Genomic DNA, 21,651 nt, shown 5'->3' on the forward strand with positions numbered 1-21,651 from the left:
TTTCCCGCTATTATTCAAAAATATTACACTTCCATGATATACTTATACTGATAGAATTCGTATTGAGGTGACGAAATGAGAGTCAAATGTATGATTTGTGATAAAAAAGATATGTTAGATGATGAAAATCCTATGGCAAAAAAACTACGTAACCGCCCTATTCATACATATATGTGCATGGAATGTTCGGAACGAATTGCAGAACGTACGATGGAACGTCATGCAAGTGGTAATTTCCGATTATATCGTGATAAAAAAGTCGAAGACGATTGGTAAAATGTAAATAAGTCCTTAATCATATAGATAAGGACTTATTTATATTTTTCAGGTTCACGATTCATTTGATCCAAAAAGCAATCAATAGCTTCTAACGGAAACCTCACAGATTTTCTTTCTCCATTCATTTCATATGTAATCAAATACATTTCTTCATTCTTTTTAACTTCCACATTCTTTAATTTATGTTCCTCATATATCATATTTTGAAATAACAAATACGTTTCTTTTGCAGCACGATCATCTGGACGTGCTTCGGCAACTGTTTTAATTGTTAACCAATTATATAATGCATCTTGTACTGAACGCATAAAACTCCCCCCTCATCCTGCTTTTTGTTGTCTCGCTTGACGTAAACGCAACCTATAAATCCCAAGTACAATTGCCGCTACAACAAGGCCCTCTCCAACAGGTAAAAAAACTGCAAAGAAAGTTAAAACTGTACACCCAATCGCTAACGATATATATATCACTATATTTTTTATTATTGATAGTTTTCTTGCAAAACCTAAATTATACACAAGTGCACTTAATATAATAATGATGCCATATAGCAACCACATCCCTAGTTCTGGATTTTCATCAACTTTACATAATTTCGCAAAAAACGACATTCTTTCTAACATCATTCATCCCCCTTTCTCACAAGAAACAAATTTTATTTATGTACTTAATACAAGAGTAACCCGCAAAAAAAATACTGTCCACAAAAAAAGAGTAAATATTCCAAAAATAAATACAATAAAAAAACAGCTACCCCTCAAAGGTAGCTGTTCTATTATTTTACGCTTCTACAGATTTCTTTTTCTTAGCAGCTCTTTCGCGCTCGCTCTTATCAAGAATCTTTTTACGTAGACGAATTGATTCTGGAGTTACTTCACAGAACTCGTCATCGTTTAAGTACTCTAATGACTCTTCTAAAGTCATTAAGCGTGGTTTTTTCATTGTTGAAGTTTGATCTTTCGTCGCAGAACGAATATTAGTTTGTTGTTTCATTTTTACAACGTTAACTGTTAAGTCATTCTCACGAGTGTGTTCTCCAACAATCATACCAGCATATACTTCTGTACCTGGTTCAACGAAGATTACACCACGGTCTTCAACTTGCATAATACCGTATTGTGATGCTTTTCCTGTTTCAAGTGAAACTAGAACACCTTGGCGACGTCCACCAACTTGTCCAGCGTGTACTGGTTGGTAGCAATCGAATGTATGGTTTAAAATACCGTAACCACGAGTTAATGTTAAGAATTCTGTTGTGTAACCAATTAAACCACGTGCTGGAACCATGAAAGTAAGGCGAACTTGACCGTTTCCGTTATTCACCATATCTAACATTTCACCTTTACGTGCACCCATAGATTCCATAATAGAACCAGTGTATTCTTCAGGTACATCGATTTGCACGCGCTCTACAGGCTCACATCTTACGCCATCAACTTCTTTAATAATTACTTCAGGCTTAGATACTTGTAGTTCATAACCTTCACGACGCATGTTTTCAATTAGGATAGATAAATGTAATTCCCCGCGTCCAGATACGATCCACGCATCAGGAGAATCTGTATTATCTACACGTAAACTTACATCTGTTTCTAATTGTGAACGAAGACGCTCTTCAATTTTACGAGATGTAATGAATTTACCTTCACGACCTGCAAATGGGCTGTTATTTACAAGGAATGTCATTTGTAGTGTTGGCTCGTCAATACGTAATAATGGTAAAGCCTCTTCATGCTCAACCGGACATACCGTTTCACCTACGTTAATGTCTTCCATACCTGAAACAGCTACTAAATCTCCAGCTTTTGCTTCTTCAATTTCTTGACGTTTTAATCCAATGTAACCAAATAATTTCGTTACACGGAATTGTTTTACAGTTCCATCAACTTTCATTAATGCAACTTGTTGTCCTACTTTCATTGTACCACGGAATACGCGTCCAACTCCGATACGACCAACATAGTCATTGTAATCAAGAAGTGCTACTTGGAATTGAAGTGGCTCTTCGCTGTTATCAACTGGTGCTGGAATATGTTCAATAATTGTGTCAAACAATGATTTCATATTCTCTTCTTGATTTGCTGGATTTGAATCTAAGCTTGCTGTTCCGTTCATTGCTGATGCAAATACAACTGGGAACTCTAATTGATCTTCGTTTGCACCAAGTTCGATGAATAAGTCAACTACTTCATCAACTACTTCATCAGGGCGAGCGAAGTCACGGTCAATTTTGTTTACAACAACGATTGGAGTTAAGTTTTGCTCAAGAGCTTTCTTTAAAACAAATCGTGTTTGTGGCATACAACCTTCATATGCATCAACAACAAGTAGAACACCATCAACCATTTTCATGATACGCTCTACTTCTCCACCGAAGTCAGCGTGACCAGGTGTATCTAAAATGTTAATTCTTTTATCTTCATAGTGAATCGCAGTATTCTTCGCTAAAATTGTAATACCACGTTCTCTTTCTAGATCGTTTGAGTCCATTGCGCGTTCTTCAATATGTTCATTCGCACGGAACGTCCCCGCTTGACGTAATAACTGGTCAACAAGTGTTGTTTTACCATGGTCAACGTGGGCAATAATTGCTATATTTCGTAAATCTTGTCGTTTTTTCAACATGTCCAACTCCTAATGTCTTTTTAATCCTTCTCTATTATAAGAGCGAAGGGGATACAATGGCAATCAAAATAAAATCAAGAATGAAAATATAGTTGTATTCTTACTTTTGTGAAAGTAAAATGAGATTGGAGGGTGAAGAAATGGAACACATTCAATATCGCTTTTTATTAACTGCAATTATCGGTGTTATTTTCTTAATCGGTATCGGCATTATGGTTGCTGAAAATAGTCCCATCGGTATTATTATTTGCATTATCGGCACATTTGTTACAGTTGGATACGGTTTTGTAACAAAAAGAAAAATGCGTAAATCGAAATAACGTCAAAAAGTAAGAAGCGCTTATACAGCCTCTTACTTTTTTTGTTACTCCGCTATAAATCGTAACAACTCTTCATACACTCCTGGTTTTGCAACTAATACGCTGCTCTTCTCTACGATAGAAAGCGGGGATCCAGAAAAAGTTGTCACCTTGCCTCCAACTTCCTCTACAATTATCTGTCCCCCACCAAAATCCCATGGTGATAATCTCGGCGTTACATATGCATCTATTCTTCCTGTTGCAACGTATACCATCTCTAACGCTGCACAGCCATATGATCTCGTGCCTCTTGCTTTCTTAACCAGCGCCATCATACTTTCCTTATTAAGCATTGGATTGTCGGTAAGCCATATCGCATTTAAAGCTACAATACCTTGCTCTACAGTTCCTTTTTCCAATAAAGGTATTGGTACTTCATTACAAAATGCTCCAGCTCCCTTTACCGCATGGTATAATTCATCATGAACTGGATCATAAATGAGTCCAACCTTTCCGATACCGTTCTCATAAATTCCAATTGAAATTGCGAAATTTCTTTTTTGATGAACAAAGTTCATCGTGCCATCAATTGGATCAATTAACCAAACAACCCCTTCAGAAGAAGTTACCTCATCTCCATAACCTTCTTCTCCTAAAATATTATGGTTCGGGAATGTTTCTTTAATTTTCCCAATTAAAAACTGTTCTATTTCTCGGTCCATATTTGTTACTAAATCAGCTGCATTGGATTTCGTTTCTATAATAAGTGCTTTTTCCATTGATGCCATTAAAAACTCTCCTGCATCTCGAATCCACTGTTTGGCGTGTGCATCGATGTCTTTCCATACTTCTTGCATGTTTAAACACTCCGATCTATACTGTTCACAGAAAAAACGAACCCTTTATAAGGTTCGCACCAACTAATTTTTTATACATATACTATTATTACGCTTCTAAACGAATCATTTCAAGTCTTAACACTTCTAACTTTTGTACACACTCTTCTTTTTTCAGTTTATCATTTTCCATCATCGCATCATATAAAGTTGCTAATTCATAATCTAGCTCCAAACGTAGCACCGGTATTCTCTTTTCAGCATCTGTTCTCTTTAACGCATTAATCACCTGTCTCATATTATTTGCCTCCTCCCAATATTCGTCTGCCCTCGGACTAGAATTGATTCAATTTTCTGATTTTTTGTTTTATACTATACTATGTTGGATAAATCATCTATGCAACAAAATTATATTTTTTTATTTAAATTTTTTTGTGCTGTTTTTTTTATGAATAGTACAAGCTATGCTAAAATAAAAACAAAATAGGAGTTGGAGGAACAATCATGACACTACAAACATTCAAGTCAACTGATTTTGAGGTCTTTACAGTTGATGGTCTCGAAGAACGAATGAGTGCAATTAAAACGAACATTCATCCTAAGCTGGAAGCTTTAGGGGAACAGTTTGCAACGTATTTATCCAAACAAACTGATGAGAACTTTTTTTATCATGTAGCAAAACATGCACGTCGCAAAGTCAATCCACCAAACGATACTTGGGTTGCTTTTTCAACAAATAAACGCGGATATAAAATGCTACCACATTTCCAAATTGGATTATGGGGTACTCATGCCTTCATATACTTTGGTTTAATCTATGAGTGTCCACAAAAAGTGGAGACGGCTCACGCCTTCTTAGAACATTTAAATGATTTAAAAACAAATATTCCAAATGACTTCGTTTGGTCCATTGACCATACTAAACCAAGTGTAAAATTACATAAAACACTTGAAACAGAAGACTTACAAAAGATGATTGAACGTCTAGCTACTGTTAAAAAAGCAGAATTATTAGTTGGTATTCATATATCACCTGAGGAGTTTTCAGCAATGACCAACGAACAATTCCTTGCTAAGATTGAATCTACGATGCAATCACTCCTTCCTTTATATGCACTTTGTAATCGATAGTAGAAAACGGACAATTTATATTGTCCGTTTTTAGTTGTTATCACATTATATCACTTCAGTTTTTATTTTTCAAAATATTTTTACATTTTCACGATCTTTTGTTCTTCCGTTTCTTTCGCCCTTTGAATCGCACGGTATATAGAATATCCACTTACTTCTTGAAACTCTTTATCAATTTTCTTCTCTTCTGCTTTAGATGGAACAATCTCTTTAAAACGACGATATAATCCCATTAATTCTTCTCTTATAATTCCTTTTTCGTATGCTTTCTCAATTGCTTCATAAAACTTCACAATTACAACCATTTCCTCATTTGACCAATTATAATCTAACGGATATTGATATTCCATTTCGCACCTCATTTATCATTTCTTCTTATTTCAATATGCTATCTTAAAGGGATTTTTTTCTTCTTCACTATAGCCACTTTGCATTATACACTATTTATTCATTGTGATGGAATTGTCTTCCTCTATAAGTTAATTGGAAATAACTATTTAACATACTCACTGTAAAAATATTTTTTCTATACATCTATAATTATTGGTGATATAATGCTTTTGTTTTATAGAAAATAAAGTGAACCTACCATCTCAAAAATGCTTTTGTGATTGGCAGAAAAACAAGTCTCATTCTAAAAAGCACTTAACTTTTTTAGAACAAGATTATATAAAACAAACTCTAATAAATATTATGAAAAAGAAGGGGTGTATAGATTGTCCCAATACGAAACACCATTGTTTACCGCTTTAGTTGAGCACAGTAAGCGAAATCCAATTCAATTCCATATTCCTGGTCACAAAAAAGGACAGGGCATGGATCCTACATTTCGCGAATTTATTGGGCATAATGCATTAGCAATTGATTTAATTAATATTGCGCCGCTCGATGATTTACATCATCCAAAAGGTATGATTAAAGAAGCACAAGATTTAGCAGCCGCTGCATTTGGTGCAGATCATACTTTCTTTTCTATTCAAGGTACAAGTGGTGCAATAATGACAATGGTGATGAGCGTGTGCGGTCCTGGTGACAAAATCCTAGTGCCACGAAACGTGCATAAATCAGTAATGTCAGCTATTATTTTCTCAGGTGCAAAACCGATTTTCATGCATCCTGAAATCGATCCAAAACTTGGTATTTCACACGGAATCACAATTCAATCTGTCAAAAAGGCACTTGAAGAGCATTCAGATGCGAAAGGCTTACTTGTTATTAATCCAACATACTTTGGCTTTGCTGCGGACTTAGAACAGATTGTCCAATTAGCCCATTCTTATGATATCCCTGTACTAGTTGATGAGGCTCATGGTGTTCATATTCATTTTCACGATGAATTGCCGATGTCAGCGATGCAAGCCGGTGCAGATATGGCAGCAACAAGTGTTCACAAATTAGGAGGATCTTTAACGCAAAGTTCTATTCTTAACGTGAAGGAAGGCCTTGTGAACGTTAAACATGTTCAATCTATTATTAGCATGCTTACGACTACATCAACTTCTTACATCTTGTTAGCATCCCTAGATGTTGCTAGAAAACGTCTTGCTACAGAAGGAACAGCACTCATAGAACAAACAATTCAATTAGCGGAACAAGTTCGTGATGCTATTAATGCTGTTGAGGATCTTTACTGTCCTGGGAAAGAAATGCTAGGTACAGATGCTACTTTTAACTACGATCCTACAAAGATAATTGTATCTGTAAAAGATTTAGGTATTACAGGCCATCAGGCTGAAGTATGGCTTAGAGAGCAATATAACATTGAAGTAGAACTCTCAGATTTATACAACATACTATGTCTTGTCACTTTTGGGGATACAGAAAGTGAGACAAATACACTTATTGCAGCATTACAAGATTTAGCAGCAACATTTAGAAATAAAGCTGATAAAGGTGTTCAAATACAAGTAGAAATTCCAGAAATACCAGTGCTAGCACTTTCTCCTCGTGATGCTTTTTATTCGGAAACAGAAGTCATTTCGTTTGAAAATGCAGCAGGTCGTATTATAGCTGATTTCGTTATGGTTTATCCGCCAGGGATTCCAATCTTTACTCCGGGGGAAATTATTACACAAGATAACTTAGCGTATATTCGTAAAAACTTAGAAGCAGGTTTACCTGTACAAGGTCCTGAAGATATGACATTACAAACATTACGTGTGATTAAAGAGTACAAGCCTATCAGTTGATAGGCTTTTCTTTCACCCTTTTTCTCTTTTCCCATACGATATTAAGTAATGTAACGTATAGGTGGGGATACTATTATGATTGTAATAGGCCGTTCTATTGTACATCCTTATATCACAAATGAATATGAGCCATTTGCAGCTGAGAAACAACAAATTTTATCGATAATGGCAGGAAATCAAGAAATTTATTCCTTCCGAACATCTGATGAACTCAGCTTTGATCTAAATTTGCGAGTGAATATTATTACTTCTGCATTAGAACTTTTTCAAAGTGGATTTCAGTTTCGCACATTTCAACAATCCTTTTGCAACCCCCAGTATTGGAAAAGAACACCACTTGGAGGGTTCGAGCTACTACCAAACATACCCCCTTCCATTGCCATACAAGATATTTTCAAAAACGGAAAACTATATGGAACTGAATGCGCCACCGCTATGATCATTATTTTTTACAAAGCTTTACTATCATTATATGAGGAAGAAACTTTCAACCGTCTCTTTGCAAACCTTTTACTTTATACGTGGGACTACGATCAAGATTTAAAGCTCATAACAAAAACGGGTGGCGATCTTGTTCCAGGTGATCTCGTTTATTTTAAAAATCCACAAGTGAATCCAGCTACGATCGAGTGGCAAGGAGAAAATACAATCTATCTAGGAAATTTCTTTTTTTACGGACATGGCGTAGGTGTAAAAACAAAAGAGGAAATTATATACTCATTAAATGAACGACGAGTCCCTTACGCTTTTATTTCAGCTTTCTTGACCGATACTATTACCCGTATTGATAGCCGTCTCATGAGCCACTACGCCTCTCCTAGCACTCCACAGACATCGATAGGATTTATTCCGATTAGAGATGATGCAATCGTTGCAACAGTTGGCCATACAACTACAATTTATTAAAAAAGCGCCTACATATATATGTAGGCGCTTCTTCTTATTTAAGCTTTTGTATGTTCTTTATGGTCACATTCGCAATGAGATCCACATTTTCCGTATAGTACTGTTGATTTTTCATCTTCAAAATGTCCGATTGTTCCTTCACATACTTGGCATACGATTGTTCCCATTTTTCATTTCCCCCTGAGTTTTAATAATAATCTACTTATTTATAATTAAGCTTTCGCCTTGTCTCTATTAGCACAGTCACAATTTGTACCACATTTTCCGTAAAGCACTGTCGTTTTTTCATCTTCAAAATGTCCGATTGTTCCTTCACATACTTGGCATACGATTGTTCCCATTTTTCATTTCCCCCTAAGTTTATGGTCCTAAAAACTTTTAGCTGTCCATTTCCTATCAATTATTGGGCTTTTGTATGCTCTGTGTGATCACATCCGCAAGATCCACATTTCCCGTAAAGTACCGTTACTTTCTCATCCTCGAAGTGTGCAATTGTACCTTCACAATCTTGACATACGATCGTTCCCATTTTTCATTTCCCCCTAAGTTTATAATCCCAAAAACTTTTTGTAACCGCTTAACTTTCTGTCTTCATTTTAATATGTTATACTTTTTACGTCAATAGGTTTTTAGTATAACACATTAAATATTTTTAATTTAAATTAGTATGCGATATTCAAATAAAAAAACAGCCATATTTATACGTACGACTGTTTTACATTAATTATTCTTCATATTCCGCATGCAAAGAAGTAGATGGGACTAAAAATTTAAAAAACTGAGCTAACTCTGCTGCTTCCTCTTCTGACCCTAATTTAAAAACTTCCTGTATATGTTGCACATTCTCTACATCATCTCTTCCAAGTAAAGTAGACCTTCCTGTTTGCATACAAACAATGAGCGGCTTTCCAAAAAACATATTTGTATAAATAACACCAAAATCATAACGAGTATCATGTGTCATAAACCCCAAAAATCGTACCTTCACACTTTCATGCTCATCATACAATTTTTCAAACATCGGTTTCCACCTTTCTAGATCACCTTTCATTAGTATATTAAACAAAAAAAGGAATACTCCTTTTAATTGTCAAAAAATTCAGTAGGATGTAGAATGATAGTATTCTACTAAGTTAGGAGGAACTTATATGCAACATGCCTTTATTACGCTTGTACCTAAATCAAATCAACAAACTGTTTCAACAGATGATATAAAACAACTTTTTCACTACTATAAAACAGTTACTTCCAAAACTGGTGTTCAAATTAATTACGCTTATACAAATACCGCTTTTCCTTATGAAATTTTAGATACATCAGCAACAACATTAAAACTACAAGCTACTCACGATCGATATGACTCCATATATGTTGGTGTTGGTATAGAAAAGGAACAATCTTTTATTCAGATTTCTTTACCACCTAATGCAACATTCGGTGATAAAGGAAAAGCAAATGAATTTTGCCGTTTTCTAGCGAAGAAATTAGAAGGAGAATTACAATTATTTAATGGAAGAACGATGTATTTCTATAAACGTTAATTTAAAAAATAGAATATACAATTAAAAAAAGTATGCAATTTGAACACGTAAGGAATAATGCCTGCTTTCTGATGTGCAATACAAAATATGCGATCACATATGCTAAATAAAGAAATACAAAGAATAGCATTACTTTGTAATGCAACTTATCACCATTTGACAATGATAATACTACGGAAAAACCACTCCATAATAAAAAATGATAAAATATAACATGTAATATTCTCATGGAACCTTCTCCTTTGACATGCTCTATTTTATTAGTATATGGGATTAAGTTTGAATCAATTACATATTATACGAAAGCATATATACTACTTTTGAATTAACATATGTTCTAACGATTCATTTAAAGTATTATATATTCATTCGACAAGTACACATAAAGACCTTGCAAGCCATTTTATTAAAATAAAAATAACCCCTCTCTTTAAATAAGAGAGGGGTTATTTTCATTACTTAAATTATTTTACAATGTGAATTGGCATTCCAAGAGCAACTTCAGCTGCTTCCATTGTGATCTCACCTAATGTTGGGTGAGCGTGGATTGTTTGAGCGATATCTTCTGCTGTCATTCCAGCTTCGATAGCTAAACCAATCTCAGAGATAATATCAGAAGCGCCTGCACCTGCAACTTGAGCACCTACAAGAAGACCATCTTCTTTACGTGTTACAAGTTGTAGGAAACCGTCAGTGCTGTTTAATGATAATGCACGACCGTTAGCAGCGAATGGGAACTTAGATACAGCTACTGTCATTCCTGCTTCTTCAGCTTGTTTCTTAGTGTAACCAACAGATGCTAATTCAGGATCAGTGAAGCATACTGCAGGAATTCCGATGTAATCGATTGCTGATGCATGGCCACTAATTGCTTCAACAGCTACTTTACCTTCGTAAGAAGCTTTGTGAGCTAATGGTGGTCCAGGAACGATATCACCGATTGCATAGATGTTTGATACGTTTGTACGACATTGCTCATCGATTTCGATGATGCCGCGGTCAGTCATTTTAACTCCAACTTGCTCAAGACCAATTTCTTGAGTGTTTGGACGACGACCTACAGTTACTAATACGTAATCTGCTTCTACAGTTTGGATTTCACCTTTAACTTCAAAGCTAACTTTTACGCCAGTTTCTGTTTCTTCAACGCCTTTAGCCATAGCTTTTGTATGGATATTTACGTTACCTTTCTTTTGAAGAGCACGTTTAACAACAGAGCTCATAGCTTTTTCGAAACCAGCTAAGATTTCGTCGCCAGCTTCTACTACAGTAACTTCTGTACCGAAGTTAGCATATGCAGTTCCTAATTCCATACCGATGTAACCGCCGCCGATTACAACAAGTTTTTTAGGAATTTCAGGTAAGCTTAAAGCACCTGTAGAGTTGATAACACGTTTAGAGTATTTGAATCCTGGAATTTCGATTGGTGTAGAACCAGTTGCAAGAACAGCATTTTTAAACGTATACGTTTGTGCTGCATCTTCAGTCATTACGCGTAATGTATTAGCATCTACGAAGTAAGCTTCACCGCGAATGATTTCAACTTTGTTACCTTTAAGAAGGCCTTCAACACCGCCAGTTAATTTCTTAACTACGCCGTTTTTCCATTCTTGAACTTTTGTAAAGTCAACTTTTACGTTCTCTGCAGTGATACCCATGTCATCAGAATGCATTGCATTCTCATAACGATGGCCTGCATTGATTAACGCTTTTGAAGGAATACATCCAACGTTTAAGCATACGCCACCAAGGTTAGCTTTTTCGATAATTGCTACCTTTTGACCTAATTGTGCTGCACGAATTGCCGCAACGTATCCACCAGGACCTGCACCAACAACGACTGTATCTAATTCAATTGGGAAATCTCCTACTACCATTGTTATTACGCCTCCATTACTAATAATTGTGGGTCATTCAATAGACGTTTAATTTGGTTTAATGCTTTTTGAGCAGTTGCGCCGTCAATTAAACGATGGTCAAAGCTTAGAGATAATGCTAATACTGGAGCTGCAACGATTTCACCATTTTTCACAACTGGCTTCTCAGCGATACGGCCGATACCAAGGATTGCTACTTCTGGGTGATTGATAACTGGAGTGAACCATTGTCCACCTGCAGAACCAATGTTTGTGATTGTGCAAGAAGCACCTTTCATTTCAGCCGGAGCTAAACGACCATCACGTGCTTTACCAGCAAGATCATTGATCTCGTTAGAAATAGTGAAGATAGACTTGCGATCTGTATCTTTAACAACTGGTACTAATAGACCTTTGTCAGTATCAGCTGCGATACCGATATTGAAGTAATGTTTATGAACTACTTCTTGAGAAGCATCATCTAAAGAAGTGTTTAACATTGGGTATTCACGTAATGCAGATGTTAAAGCTTTAACAACGTATGGAAGGTAAGTTAATTTAATACCTTTGTCAGCTGCAACAGCTTTGAACTTCTTACGGTGAGCAACAAGTTCTGTTACATCTACTTCATCCATTAATGTTACGTGAGGAGCTGTATGCTTAGAGTTAACCATTGCTTTAGCAATCGCTTTACGGATACCACTCATTTTCTCACGAGTTTCTGGATATTCACCAGCTGGGATTGGTTGTGCTTTTGGTGCTTCTTCTTTCGCTGCTGGAGTAGCTTCTACTGCTGCTGGAGCCTCAGTTGCTGCTACTGCTTGTCCACCATTTGCAAATGCATCGATGTCAGCTTTTACGATACGGCCGTTCTTACCAGAACCAGCTACTTTATGAATGTCTACGCCGTTTTCACGAGCATATTTACGAACAGATGGCATAGCGATTACGCGCTCATTTACTACTTCTGCAGTTGCTGCTGGAGTAGCTTCCGCTGCTGGAGCTTCTACTGCTGCTTCTTCAGCTTTTGGAGCTGCATCATGATCGTCACCTTTAAATTTAAGGTTTTCGTATCCAGGAGCATCAAATTTAATTAATGTATCTCCTACAATTGCAACTGTTCCTTCTTCTACAAGTACTTCAAGTACTTTACCTTTAACAGGAGAAGGGATTTCTACTACTGCTTTATCATTTTGTACTTCAAGAAGTACATCGTCTTCGTTTACTTCATCGCCTGGTTTAATAAACCATTTTACGATTTCACCTTCGTGGATACCTTCACCGATATCTGGTAGTTTAAATTCAAATGCCACGGAATTCAGCCCCCTGATTCATTTCATTATTATGGAATATGTACAAAAGAAACCAGCATGTGCTGATTTCTTTTGCACATGAAAAGCTAAAAATTAGAAGTTCATTACTTTGTTAACAGCTTCAACAATATCTTTATGGTTTGGTAACCATACGCTCTCAGCTTGAGAGAATGGGAATACTGTATCAGCAGCTGCAACACGTACAACTGGAGCTTCTAAGTTTAAGATTGCACGGTCGTTAATTTCCGCTACAACGTTAGCTGCAATACCAGCTTGTTTTTGTGCTTCTTGAACTACAACTACGCGGCCTGTTTTTTCAACAGAAGCGATGATTGTTTCGATATCTAATGGTTGAACTGTACGTAAGTCAACTACTTCTAAAGAGATACCTTCTTTTTCAAGTTCTTCAGCAGCTTTTAATGCAGCATGAACCATAGCACCGTAAGCGATAACAGATACATCTGTACCTTCACGTTTGATATCAGCTTTACCTAAATCAATTGTGTAATCGCCTTCTGGTACATCTTGACGGAATGAACGGTACAATTTCATATGCTCTAAGTAGATAACTGGATCGTTGTCACGAATCGCAGAGATTAAAAGACCTTTTGCATCGTATGGAGTAGATGGAATAACAACTTTTAGACCAGGTTGTTGAGCCACTAATCCTTCTAAGCTATCAGCATGTAGTTCAGGAGTATGAACACCGCCACCGAATGGAGAACGAATTGTTACTGGAGCAGTCCAACGTCCACCAGAACGGTAACGCATACGAGCTAATTGACCAGAAACTGAATCCATTACTTCATAAATGAAACCGAAGAATTGGATTTCTGGAACTGGACGGAAGCCTTCTAATGCAAGTCCAACTGCAAGTCCACCAATACCAGACTCTGCAAGTGGAGTATCCATTACACGATCTTCACCGAATTCAGCTTGTAAACCTTCAGTAGCACGGAATACACCGCCGTTTACACCAACGTCTTCACCAAACACAAGTACGTTAGGGTCATTTTTCATTTCAACGCGTAAAGCATCAGTGATTGCTTGAATCATTGTCATTTGAGCCATGGCTTACTTCGACTCCTTTTCTTTGTAAATTTCATATTGTTCAGCTAAGTTGTAAGGCATTTTTTCGTACATGATTTCCATTAAATCAGTAACTTTTTGTTTTGGAGCTTGGTCAGCCTTAGCAATTGCTTGTTTGATATCTTCTTTTGCTTCTTCGATTACTTTCTCTTCAACTTCTTGAGACCATAGGCCTTTGTTTTCTAAGAATGCACGGAAGCGTACGATTGGATCTTTTTGTTCCCATTCGTTCTCGATATCTTTTGTACGGTAACGAGTTGGGTCATCACCAGCCATTGTATGTGGACCGTAACGGAATGTTAAAGTCTCGATTAAAGTAGGGCCTTCTCCGTTTACTGCACGCTCACGAGCGAAAGCAGTTGCTGCGTATACAGCTAATGGATCCATACCGTCTACTTGAATTCCGTAAATACCTGCTGCTACTGCTTTTTGTGCTACAGTTTTAGCTGCAGATTGCTTTTCTACTGGAGTAGAGATTGCATAACGGTTGTTTTGTACAACGAAGATTGCTGGAGCTTTGAATGCACCCGCAAAGTTCATACCTTCGTAGAAGTCACCTTGTGAAGCACCACCGTCACCAGTGTAAGTAATTGCAACAGATTTTTTACCACGTAGTTTCATACCTAACGCAACACCAGCAGTTTGGATGATTTGCGCACCGATAATGATTTGTGGAGCAAGTGCATTTACATTCTCAGGCATTTGGTTACCCATGAAATGTCCACGAGAGAATAAGAATGCTTGGTATAATGGTAAACCGTGCCATACTAATTGTGGCACATCACGATATCCTGGTAAGATGAAATCTTCTGCTTCAAGTGCGAAATGACTTGCTAATTGAGAAGCCTCTTGTCCAGCTGTTGGTGCGTAGAAACCTAAACGTCCTTGACGGTTTAAAGAAATAGAACGTTGATCTAGTACGCGAGTATACACCATACGGCGCATTAATTCTTTTAATTGATCATCAGATAATTCAGGCATAGCCGCTTCATTCACAACTTCGCCTTTTTCATTTAAAATTTGTAATGTCTCAAATTGAGCTGCGATAGCTTTCATTTGCTCATCAACATTAAATAGGGTCTTTTTTGTTTTAGTACCCATTCCGTTCACCTCTTCCTCTCTTGAACCATATTCTGAAACGCTTTCACTATCTATTAGCTAGACTGAAAACGCAACAATGTAAACCAACAAATTTATCTGTCGGTTGAGAATAATTTTGTGTACCTAACAATCTGTACTAATGTTTTTTCAGAAACATATTAATACAATCTTGATCACGTTTTTTAGTTTACAACTATTCTAATTACGATGTCAATTACTTTGGATACGTTTTTTTATAAATAATATGCAGGTTTCTTCTACACAAACGTGTTTTTATTTTTCACATCTGTATTAGTAAGCATTAACCTACTGTTATATTATTCCCTTTTCAACTTATTTTTTCTCTTAGAATAATATGTAAACGATTTAATTCTCTTTAGTTTTTCTCTCTTCTTAGCAAAAATATACAAACTCTTCTTCCTTTTATAGGTAATTACCCATACATTTCTATCCTTCCCTCCATACATTATAGTAACCGCAGTGTTAGCGGGAAATGATAAAGGAGGTCATCTCATGTACGGATACTCATATTGCTATCCAACTTGTTCAAATCCTTCCTACGGTTATGGCGGTTCTTGTGGCGGGTCTGGACGCGGCTTCGCCTTAATCGTTGTGTTGTTTATTCTTTTAATTATCGTTGGTGCTGCTTGCATTCGCTAATGTAAAATGAAACAACTATGGAAGAAACAGACGGCTTTGCCGTCTTTTCTTTTTATTACATACATAAATATTCTATAGTAAAACACTTTCCAAAGTGCTTCCCTACTTGTCGATGACTTTTTCCACCTCCTTTGGTAGACTAAAGAAGAAAGGAGAGATTACATATGCTTACAATGAAAGATGTAATTCGCGAAGGAGATTCTATTTTGCGAAACGTTGCAGAAGAGGTATCAATGCCGGCGAGCGAAGAAGATACAACTGCCCTAAAAGAAATGATTGAATTTGTAATAAATAGCCAAGATCCTGAAATGGCTGAAAAATATAGTTTGCGCCCTGGAATCGGATTAGCGGCTCCACAAATCGGTATTTCGAAGAAAATGATTGCGGTTCATGTAACTGATACTGACGGTACGTTATATAGTCATGCATTATTCAACCCCAAAATCATTAGTCATTCTGTTGAACGTACATATTTACAAAGCGGGGAAGGCTGTCTATCAGTAGACCGCGAAGTACCTGGTTATGTCCCTCGTTACACAAGAATTACAGTGAAAGCAACATCTATCAACGGCGAAGAAGTAAAATTACGTTTAAAAGGTTTACCAGCAATTGTATTTCAGCATGAGATTGACCATTTAAATGGTGTTATGTTCTATGACCACATTAATAAAGAAAATCCATTTGCTGCTCCTGACGATTCAAATCCTCTAGAGCGATAATAAAAAAAGGCGGGAGTTAATCTTCCGCCTTTTTTATATGAAATGGGTTCCATATTCACTTATAGCAATCCAGCCCATTTTAAGCCATGATATATGCCGTCTTCACTAACATCCTTTGTCACGTGATTTGCAAGTTTTTTCAAGTCTTCGTGACCATTCCCCATCACAATACCTGTCCCAACTGCTTCGATCATTTCTAAATCATTTAAGCCATCTCCAAATGCATACACTTGCTCACGGTTAAATCCTAATTTTTCAATGAATTTCTCAATTCCTTTTGCCTTCGAACCACCATTCGGAATAATATCCATTGAATATGCATGCCAGCGAATAAAATGAAAGTCTGGGTAATGATTAATAAACTTTTCTTCTTCATTCACTTCACAGAAAAGAAGTGTTTGATAAATATTACGTTTCTCATAGAAATCAGGTTCATATGCCGGATGTTCAAAGTTTAAGCTTCCAAAACCTTCTTTCACATAATCATGATATTCTACTGATGCTCTCATTTCTTGATGATCCAGATATACAAGTGGATATCTTTCTTGTTTTGCAAACTGAGTAAACTTATGTAAGGCAGCTGGATGTAACGGGTTATTAAATATTACCTCATCTTCAAATACAACGTACTGTCCATTAAAGCTAACATAATTATGTATATTGAGTTCCTCACGAATATCTTCAAACATAAATGGCGCACGTCCTGTCGCAATTGCTACATGCACACCTTGTTCTTGTAAATGTCTTACTGCATCTCGTGTAGATTGCGGAATCTTCTTATCGTGATCTAATAATGTTCCATCAATATCAAAAAAGACAATTTTATCATTCATTTGTCAAAATCCTTTCCGTTACTCTATATTCCTATTTTGATTATCACTTTTCAAATTCTAAAAAAAAGTATAACATATTAAACATCTGTGAAGAAAGCGTTCACTTTCTAACCTTATTTATGAAACCTGCATATATATATTAGTAAAAAATGTGGATACTTGTTCGTATGAATTTTCTTTTCTATTCTTTCTCATACTATACCTATAACTAACGGCTACTAATCGTTACTATAGAATAACTTTCCCTGTATGAGAAAGGACAAGATTCAACATTCACTTTTGTCTTCTTTCTTATATCAGAGACGGAGTTTTCACTAGTAATATGCATGTTTAAAATAAGGAAAGGAAGGAGTAATCATGCTGAAGAAGCTGAAGAAAAAGCTCAAGCGTTATTTAAAAGATCTAGTCCGTAAAAAGACAATCGCTTAAATTGTGCCCATTTCGGGCTTTTTCTTCATTCTCATTCGAAAAAACATGAAAATCGTGACTGTTTGCTTTATAATAAGTAACAGATAATGCAAAACATAGACAAGGAGAGGTTTTCCAAATGATTTTTAAAGTATTTTATCAAGTAAAATTGACTGAGGTTCCAGTACGTGAAAATACAAAAGTTTTATATTTAGAGGCTACGTCTGAAAAGGATGTTCGTAAGAAATTAAATAAGTTCGCATATAATATCGAGTTCGTTCAGTCTGTTACTGGTGCTCATCTTGAATATGAAAAAGAAAACGCTGATTTAACATTAGCGGAAATCGTATAGTCATATGAAATTTCTAAAGAATGATCAAGCAGCCGTTTTTGCTTTAGGTGGACTTGGTGAAATCGGTAAAAATACATATGCTGTTCAATTTCAAGATGAAATTATTATTATTGATGCTGGAATTAAATTTCCAGAAGACGAACTCCTCGGAATCGATTATGTAATACCAGATTACACTTATTTTGTGCGAAACGAAGATAAAATTAAAGGATTATTCATTACACATGGTCACGAAGATCATATCGGTGGAATTCCTTACTTATTACGTCAAGTAAACATCCCGATTTATGGCGGAAAATTAGCAATTGCACTAATCAAAAACAAATTAGAAGAGCACGGATTACTTCGTAAAGCAAAACTTTATGAAATTCAAGAAGATGATGTTATTAAATTTAAAAAGACATCTGTTTCCTTCTTCCGTACAACTCACAGTATCCCAGATTCATACGGAGTTGTTGTGAAAACACCTCAAGGACAAGTTGTTCATACTGGCGATTTCAAATTTGATTTCACACCAGTCGGCGAACCAGCGGACTTAACAAAAATGGCTGAAATCGGAAAAGACGGCGTACTTTGTCTCTTATCTGACAGTACAAACAGTGAAGTTCCAAACTTTACAATGTCTGAGCGCCGTGTTGGTGATAGTATTCAAGATATTTTCCGCAAAGTAGAAGGTCGTATTATATTTGCAACCTTTGCATCAAATATCCATCGTCTACAACAAGTTGTTGAAGCGGCTGTTGAAAACAATCGTAAAGTGGCTGTGTTCGGTCGTAGTATGGAAGCGGCGATTGAAATCGGACAAAACCTTGGTTATATTCGCTGTCCTAAGGATACATTCATAGATACAGCTCAACTAAACCGCCTACCGGCTAATAAAGTTGTTATTTTATGTACAGGTAGTCAAGGTGAGCCAATGGCAGCACTTTCACGTATTGCTAATGGTACTCATCGTCAAATTCAAATCATTCCTGGCGACACAGTTGTTTTCTCTTCTTCACCAATCCCTGGTAATACAATTAGTGTAAGCCGTACAATTAACATGTTGTATCGTGCTGGTGCTGATGTAATCCACGGGAAACTGTCAAACATTCATACGAGTGGACACGGTGGACAAGAAGAACAAAAACTAATGCTTCGTCTAATTAAACCGAAGTATTTCATGCCAATTCATGGTGAATATCGCATGCAACGTATGCATATGAAGTTAGCAAACGATTGTGGTATTCCAGAAGAAAACTGTTTCATCATGGATAATGGAGATGTTCTTGCTCTTCGTTCTGATGAAGCAAGCGTAGCTGGTAAAATACCATCTGGCTCTGTCTATATTGACGGAAATGGTATTGGAGATATCGGTAATATCGTATTACGCGATCGTCGTATTCTTTCTGAAGAAGGACTTGTTATTGTAGTTGTAAGCATTGATATGAAAGAGTTTAAAGTTGCAGCAGGACCTGATATTATCTCACGTGGTTTCGTGTATATGCGCGAAAGTAGTGATTTAATTAATGATGCTCAAACATTAATTACAACTCATTTAGAAAAAGTAATGGAGCGTAAAACAACACAATGGTCTGAAATTAAAAATGAAATTACAGACACATTAGCACCATTCCTATATGAGAAAACGAAACGTCGCCCAATGATTTTACCAATCATTATGGAAATATAAGAAAAAGGACAATACCTTCATGGTATTGTCCTTTTTTCTTATCTTAAAAAGTGTTTAAAACGATCTACTTCATCGTCATGACCAATTACAATTAATATATCTCCCGCTTGAATATTTTCCGTAGCTCGAGGAGATACAATAACTTCTTTACCACGTTTAATCGCTACAATATTCAATCCAAACTTCGCACGAATATCTAATTCGATTAAAGAATGACCATCAATTTTTTTATTTGCAATAATCTCTACAATACTGTGCTCATCTGAAAGCTCAAGATAGTCTAATACATTACTTGATGCAATATTATTAGCAATCCTTTTTCCCATATCACGCTCAGGATGCACAATGTGGTCTGCCCCTATTTTACTTAACACTTTTTCATGGTAATCATTTTGAGCTTTTACAGTAATATTTTTTACACCTAATTCTTTCAAAATTAATGTTGTTAAAATACTTGAATTTAAATTATCTCCAATAGCAACGACTACATGATCAAAATTACGAATACCAAGGCTTTTTAATACCATCTCATCTGTTGAATCTGCAATTACAGCATGTGAAGCTATATTTGCAAACTCATTAATTTTATCCTCATCTGAATCAATTGCCATTACTTCCATACCTAATTGAGCGAGTTCTCGGCAAATGCTTCCACCAAAACGTCCAAGCCCAATGACAGCAAATTCTTTCTCTTTTTCACCCACAGGAATTCCTCCAATAACATCGAATACTATGTATTTTTATTGTAACATACTTTAGATTTGCTACAAAAACCTGTATATCATTCTTATTTTTGTTTTTGCATATAAAAATACTGTTGTAAATAAAATGCGATACTGAAAATTAACATACCAAATACAAATATATTTCCAAATGAACTAAATGTTTCAAAAACGAATAATAACGTTTCTTGTCCGAAGAAAGCAAATAATAGTTGTGTAAATGCGAATAGCAATGCCAATATATAATGATGTTGATGGAATAAATAATGTGTTGCACCTAAAAAAGCGATAAACGAAATGATGAAAATCCACCAATTTTCTAAAAACAGTTGCCAATTAGTAAATTGATATCCATTGACTAATATCGCAATAATTCCTATAACAGCCATCGTTGGCACACTCCAAAATAATGCTCGCCCTCTAAAGAAGCGTGTTCCTTTAACATCACCTTTTTCATGTGCAATGTATGTGAGTACTACCGTACTTATGTACAAAACTGAAAGAATTGTTAAAACGATAATAAGCCAAAAATGTAATTGATAATACTCATGCTCTATGTTTGTCACGATAGCCGCTAACATACACGGGATTAACATTCCAGTCCAACCATCTACTTTTCTTTCATTCCAAAACACTGTGTTACCAATCCGTATCCCTAACAACATAAAAATAATGATACCTAGTACAAATAATGTCGTTTTATTCCCTACTAAACTCGTCGAGAAAGCAATTAATCCAATAAATAAAAAGAGCACAAACCCATTCATAATTTCTAATACAGGTGATAAATATCTTTTCACCCATTTATAAGTTTCGTCATATTCATGATTATCTACTAAACGGTAGGCATAAAAACTTATCCCAAAATACACCGCCGCAATAATAACATACGCATATAAGACGAAACACAACATTGCACTGCTAATTTGCACGTAATTCCCCACCCTTTTTTCTATGTTTCACCTTGATTTTACACACTTTCTACACGAAATGTAAACATATATAAGCTAGTTAACTAATCATCTTCTCAATAAGCGATAATGAATAATGAGCAGCGGCTCAAAACCGCTGCTCATTACTTTATCCATTTGTATGCCAATGTGTATCCAAAACAAATATG

General features: G+C 36.0%; 28 protein-coding genes. 10 read left to right on the top strand and 18 right to left on the bottom strand.

Going from position 1 to position 21,651, the window contains the following annotated elements; translation table 11 throughout:
* Positions 1-75 precede the first annotated feature (75 nt).
* Positions 76-276 carry a YlaI family protein gene (locus tag QCI41_RS10115; RefSeq protein ID WP_001995040.1) on the top strand — a complete coding sequence of 67 codons (201 nt, stop codon included), beginning with the start codon at positions 76-78 and terminating at the stop codon, positions 274-276.
* A 35-nt stretch (positions 277-311) separates the two neighbouring features.
* Here QCI41_RS10115 and QCI41_RS10120 read toward each other — a convergent pair whose 3' ends face one another.
* The 3 genes from QCI41_RS10120 to typA all read right to left on the bottom strand — a co-directional run bounded on the left by QCI41_RS10120 (position 312) and on the right by typA (position 2,904).
* Complete coding sequence (locus QCI41_RS10120) at positions 312-587, bottom strand: hypothetical protein (RefSeq protein ID WP_353837533.1); 276 nt, start codon at positions 585-587, stop codon at positions 312-314.
* Between the two features lie 12 nt (positions 588-599).
* Positions 600-902, bottom strand: coding sequence for a YlaH-like family protein (locus QCI41_RS10125; protein ID WP_000893656.1), 303 nt, complete (start codon positions 900-902; stop codon positions 600-602).
* A 157-nt stretch (positions 903-1,059) separates the two neighbouring features.
* Positions 1,060-2,904 carry a translational GTPase TypA gene (typA, locus tag QCI41_RS10130; RefSeq protein WP_000914755.1) on the bottom strand — a complete coding sequence of 615 codons (1,845 nt, stop codon included), beginning with the start codon at positions 2,902-2,904 and terminating at the stop codon, positions 1,060-1,062.
* 140 nt (positions 2,905-3,044) lie between these two features.
* Between typA and QCI41_RS10135 the strand changes: the two genes are divergently transcribed.
* Positions 3,045-3,224: a DUF5325 family protein gene (locus QCI41_RS10135; protein WP_000400128.1), complete on the top strand. Its 180-nt coding sequence runs from the start codon at positions 3,045-3,047 to the stop codon at positions 3,222-3,224.
* Positions 3,225-3,268: 44 nt separating this feature from the next.
* On the opposite strand, the gene QCI41_RS10140 is transcribed toward QCI41_RS10135, so the two are convergent.
* Together QCI41_RS10140 and QCI41_RS10145 are read right to left on the bottom strand one after the other, a co-directional pair.
* Positions 3,269-4,060 carry an inositol monophosphatase family protein gene (locus tag QCI41_RS10140; protein WP_001158688.1) on the bottom strand — a complete coding sequence of 264 codons (792 nt, stop codon included), beginning with the start codon at positions 4,058-4,060 and terminating at the stop codon, positions 3,269-3,271.
* An 88-nt stretch (positions 4,061-4,148) separates the two neighbouring features.
* The gene (locus tag QCI41_RS10145; RefSeq protein ID WP_001250166.1) at positions 4,149-4,337 is read right to left on the bottom strand and encodes a hypothetical protein; all 189 of its coding nucleotides are present in this window, start codon (positions 4,335-4,337) and stop codon (positions 4,149-4,151) included.
* Positions 4,338-4,543: 206 nt separating this feature from the next.
* Here QCI41_RS10145 and QCI41_RS10150 point away from each other — a divergent pair, with 206 nt between their 5' ends.
* Positions 4,544-5,170 carry a YktB family protein gene (locus QCI41_RS10150; protein WP_000175087.1) on the top strand — a complete coding sequence of 209 codons (627 nt, stop codon included), beginning with the start codon at positions 4,544-4,546 and terminating at the stop codon, positions 5,168-5,170.
* 80 nt (positions 5,171-5,250) lie between these two features.
* Here the strand turns inward: QCI41_RS10150 and QCI41_RS10155 are convergent, their stop codons facing one another.
* On the bottom strand, positions 5,251-5,520 hold the full coding sequence (locus QCI41_RS10155; RefSeq protein WP_353837532.1) for a UPF0223 family protein: 270 nt from the start codon (positions 5,518-5,520) through the stop codon (positions 5,251-5,253).
* Between the two features lie 366 nt (positions 5,521-5,886).
* Between QCI41_RS10155 and speA the strand changes: the two genes are divergently transcribed.
* Together speA and QCI41_RS10165 are read left to right on the top strand one after the other, a co-directional pair.
* A complete protein-coding gene (gene speA, locus QCI41_RS10160; protein WP_353837531.1) occupies positions 5,887-7,359 on the top strand; it encodes an arginine decarboxylase in 1,473 nt (490 codons plus the stop codon).
* Between the two features lie 75 nt (positions 7,360-7,434).
* Positions 7,435-8,265 carry a protein-glutamine gamma-glutamyltransferase gene (locus tag QCI41_RS10165; protein WP_000635322.1) on the top strand — a complete coding sequence of 277 codons (831 nt, stop codon included), beginning with the start codon at positions 7,435-7,437 and terminating at the stop codon, positions 8,263-8,265.
* 38 nt (positions 8,266-8,303) lie between these two features.
* Here QCI41_RS10165 and QCI41_RS10170 read toward each other — a convergent pair whose 3' ends face one another.
* From QCI41_RS10170 to QCI41_RS10185, 4 genes are all read right to left on the bottom strand, one after another.
* Positions 8,304-8,432: a GapA-binding peptide SR1P gene (locus QCI41_RS10170; RefSeq protein ID WP_000536796.1), complete on the bottom strand. Its 129-nt coding sequence runs from the start codon at positions 8,430-8,432 to the stop codon at positions 8,304-8,306.
* A 45-nt stretch (positions 8,433-8,477) separates the two neighbouring features.
* The gene (locus QCI41_RS10175; RefSeq protein WP_000536801.1) at positions 8,478-8,606 is read right to left on the bottom strand and encodes a GapA-binding peptide SR1P; all 129 of its coding nucleotides are present in this window, start codon (positions 8,604-8,606) and stop codon (positions 8,478-8,480) included.
* A 59-nt stretch (positions 8,607-8,665) separates the two neighbouring features.
* Positions 8,666-8,794: a GapA-binding peptide SR1P gene (locus QCI41_RS10180; RefSeq protein ID WP_000536778.1), complete on the bottom strand. Its 129-nt coding sequence runs from the start codon at positions 8,792-8,794 to the stop codon at positions 8,666-8,668.
* Between the two features lie 195 nt (positions 8,795-8,989).
* Positions 8,990-9,286: a DUF3055 domain-containing protein gene (locus QCI41_RS10185; RefSeq protein WP_033656384.1), complete on the bottom strand. Its 297-nt coding sequence runs from the start codon at positions 9,284-9,286 to the stop codon at positions 8,990-8,992.
* 127 nt (positions 9,287-9,413) lie between these two features.
* Between QCI41_RS10185 and QCI41_RS10190 the strand changes: the two genes are divergently transcribed.
* Positions 9,414-9,806: a DUF1885 family protein gene (locus QCI41_RS10190; protein ID WP_353837530.1), complete on the top strand. Its 393-nt coding sequence runs from the start codon at positions 9,414-9,416 to the stop codon at positions 9,804-9,806.
* Position 9,807: 1 nt separating this feature from the next.
* Here the strand turns inward: QCI41_RS10190 and QCI41_RS10195 are convergent, their stop codons facing one another.
* From QCI41_RS10195 to pdhA, 5 genes are all read right to left on the bottom strand, one after another.
* On the bottom strand, positions 9,808-10,035 hold the full coding sequence (locus tag QCI41_RS10195; RefSeq protein ID WP_001221352.1) for a hypothetical protein: 228 nt from the start codon (positions 10,033-10,035) through the stop codon (positions 9,808-9,810).
* 235 nt (positions 10,036-10,270) lie between these two features.
* Positions 10,271-11,683: a dihydrolipoyl dehydrogenase gene (lpdA, locus tag QCI41_RS10200; RefSeq protein ID WP_000260106.1), complete on the bottom strand. Its 1,413-nt coding sequence runs from the start codon at positions 11,681-11,683 to the stop codon at positions 10,271-10,273.
* 5 nt (positions 11,684-11,688) lie between these two features.
* Positions 11,689-12,975, bottom strand: a complete 1,287-nt coding sequence (gene pdhC, locus QCI41_RS10205; protein WP_098857205.1) for a pyruvate dehydrogenase complex dihydrolipoyllysine-residue acetyltransferase — start codon at positions 12,973-12,975, stop codon at positions 11,689-11,691.
* Between the two features lie 93 nt (positions 12,976-13,068).
* Positions 13,069-14,046, bottom strand: coding sequence for a pyruvate dehydrogenase complex E1 component subunit beta (gene pdhB, locus QCI41_RS10210; RefSeq protein WP_000068162.1), 978 nt, complete (start codon positions 14,044-14,046; stop codon positions 13,069-13,071).
* A 3-nt stretch (positions 14,047-14,049) separates the two neighbouring features.
* A complete protein-coding gene (gene pdhA, locus QCI41_RS10215; RefSeq protein ID WP_000536893.1) occupies positions 14,050-15,165 on the bottom strand; it encodes a pyruvate dehydrogenase E1 component subunit alpha in 1,116 nt (371 codons plus the stop codon).
* Positions 15,166-15,678: 513 nt separating this feature from the next.
* Between pdhA and QCI41_RS10220 the strand changes: the two genes are divergently transcribed.
* Both QCI41_RS10220 and def read left to right on the top strand, forming a co-directional pair.
* Positions 15,679-15,825 (top strand): YjcZ family sporulation protein, encoded by a 147-nt coding sequence (locus QCI41_RS10220; protein WP_000274561.1) that lies wholly within the window; start codon positions 15,679-15,681, stop codon positions 15,823-15,825.
* 164 nt (positions 15,826-15,989) lie between these two features.
* Complete coding sequence (gene def / locus QCI41_RS10225; RefSeq protein ID WP_353837529.1) at positions 15,990-16,544, top strand: peptide deformylase; 555 nt, start codon at positions 15,990-15,992, stop codon at positions 16,542-16,544.
* 59 nt (positions 16,545-16,603) lie between these two features.
* Here def and QCI41_RS10230 read toward each other — a convergent pair whose 3' ends face one another.
* Positions 16,604-17,377 (bottom strand): Cof-type HAD-IIB family hydrolase, encoded by a 774-nt coding sequence (locus tag QCI41_RS10230; RefSeq protein ID WP_353837528.1) that lies wholly within the window; start codon positions 17,375-17,377, stop codon positions 16,604-16,606.
* 547 nt (positions 17,378-17,924) lie between these two features.
* Here QCI41_RS10230 and QCI41_RS10235 point away from each other — a divergent pair.
* On the top strand, positions 17,925-18,137 hold the full coding sequence (locus QCI41_RS10235; protein ID WP_000576445.1) for a DNA-dependent RNA polymerase subunit epsilon: 213 nt from the start codon (positions 17,925-17,927) through the stop codon (positions 18,135-18,137).
* 4 nt (positions 18,138-18,141) lie between these two features.
* The gene (gene rnjA, locus QCI41_RS10240) at positions 18,142-19,809 is read left to right on the top strand and encodes a ribonuclease J1 (protein ID WP_000670370.1); all 1,668 of its coding nucleotides are present in this window, start codon (positions 18,142-18,144) and stop codon (positions 19,807-19,809) included.
* Positions 19,810-19,847: 38 nt separating this feature from the next.
* Here rnjA and QCI41_RS10245 read toward each other — a convergent pair whose 3' ends face one another.
* Together QCI41_RS10245 and QCI41_RS10250 are read right to left on the bottom strand one after the other, a co-directional pair.
* Complete coding sequence (locus tag QCI41_RS10245) at positions 19,848-20,513, bottom strand: potassium channel family protein (RefSeq protein ID WP_000504032.1); 666 nt, start codon at positions 20,511-20,513, stop codon at positions 19,848-19,850.
* 83 nt (positions 20,514-20,596) lie between these two features.
* The gene (locus QCI41_RS10250) at positions 20,597-21,463 is read right to left on the bottom strand and encodes a hypothetical protein (RefSeq protein ID WP_046956446.1); all 867 of its coding nucleotides are present in this window, start codon (positions 21,461-21,463) and stop codon (positions 20,597-20,599) included.
* Positions 21,464-21,651 lie beyond the last annotated feature (188 nt).

This window comes from Bacillus cereus group sp. MG4 (assembly GCF_040460055.1).
Classification (GTDB): Bacteria; Bacillota; Bacilli; order Bacillales; family Bacillaceae_G; genus Bacillus_A; species Bacillus_A wiedmannii.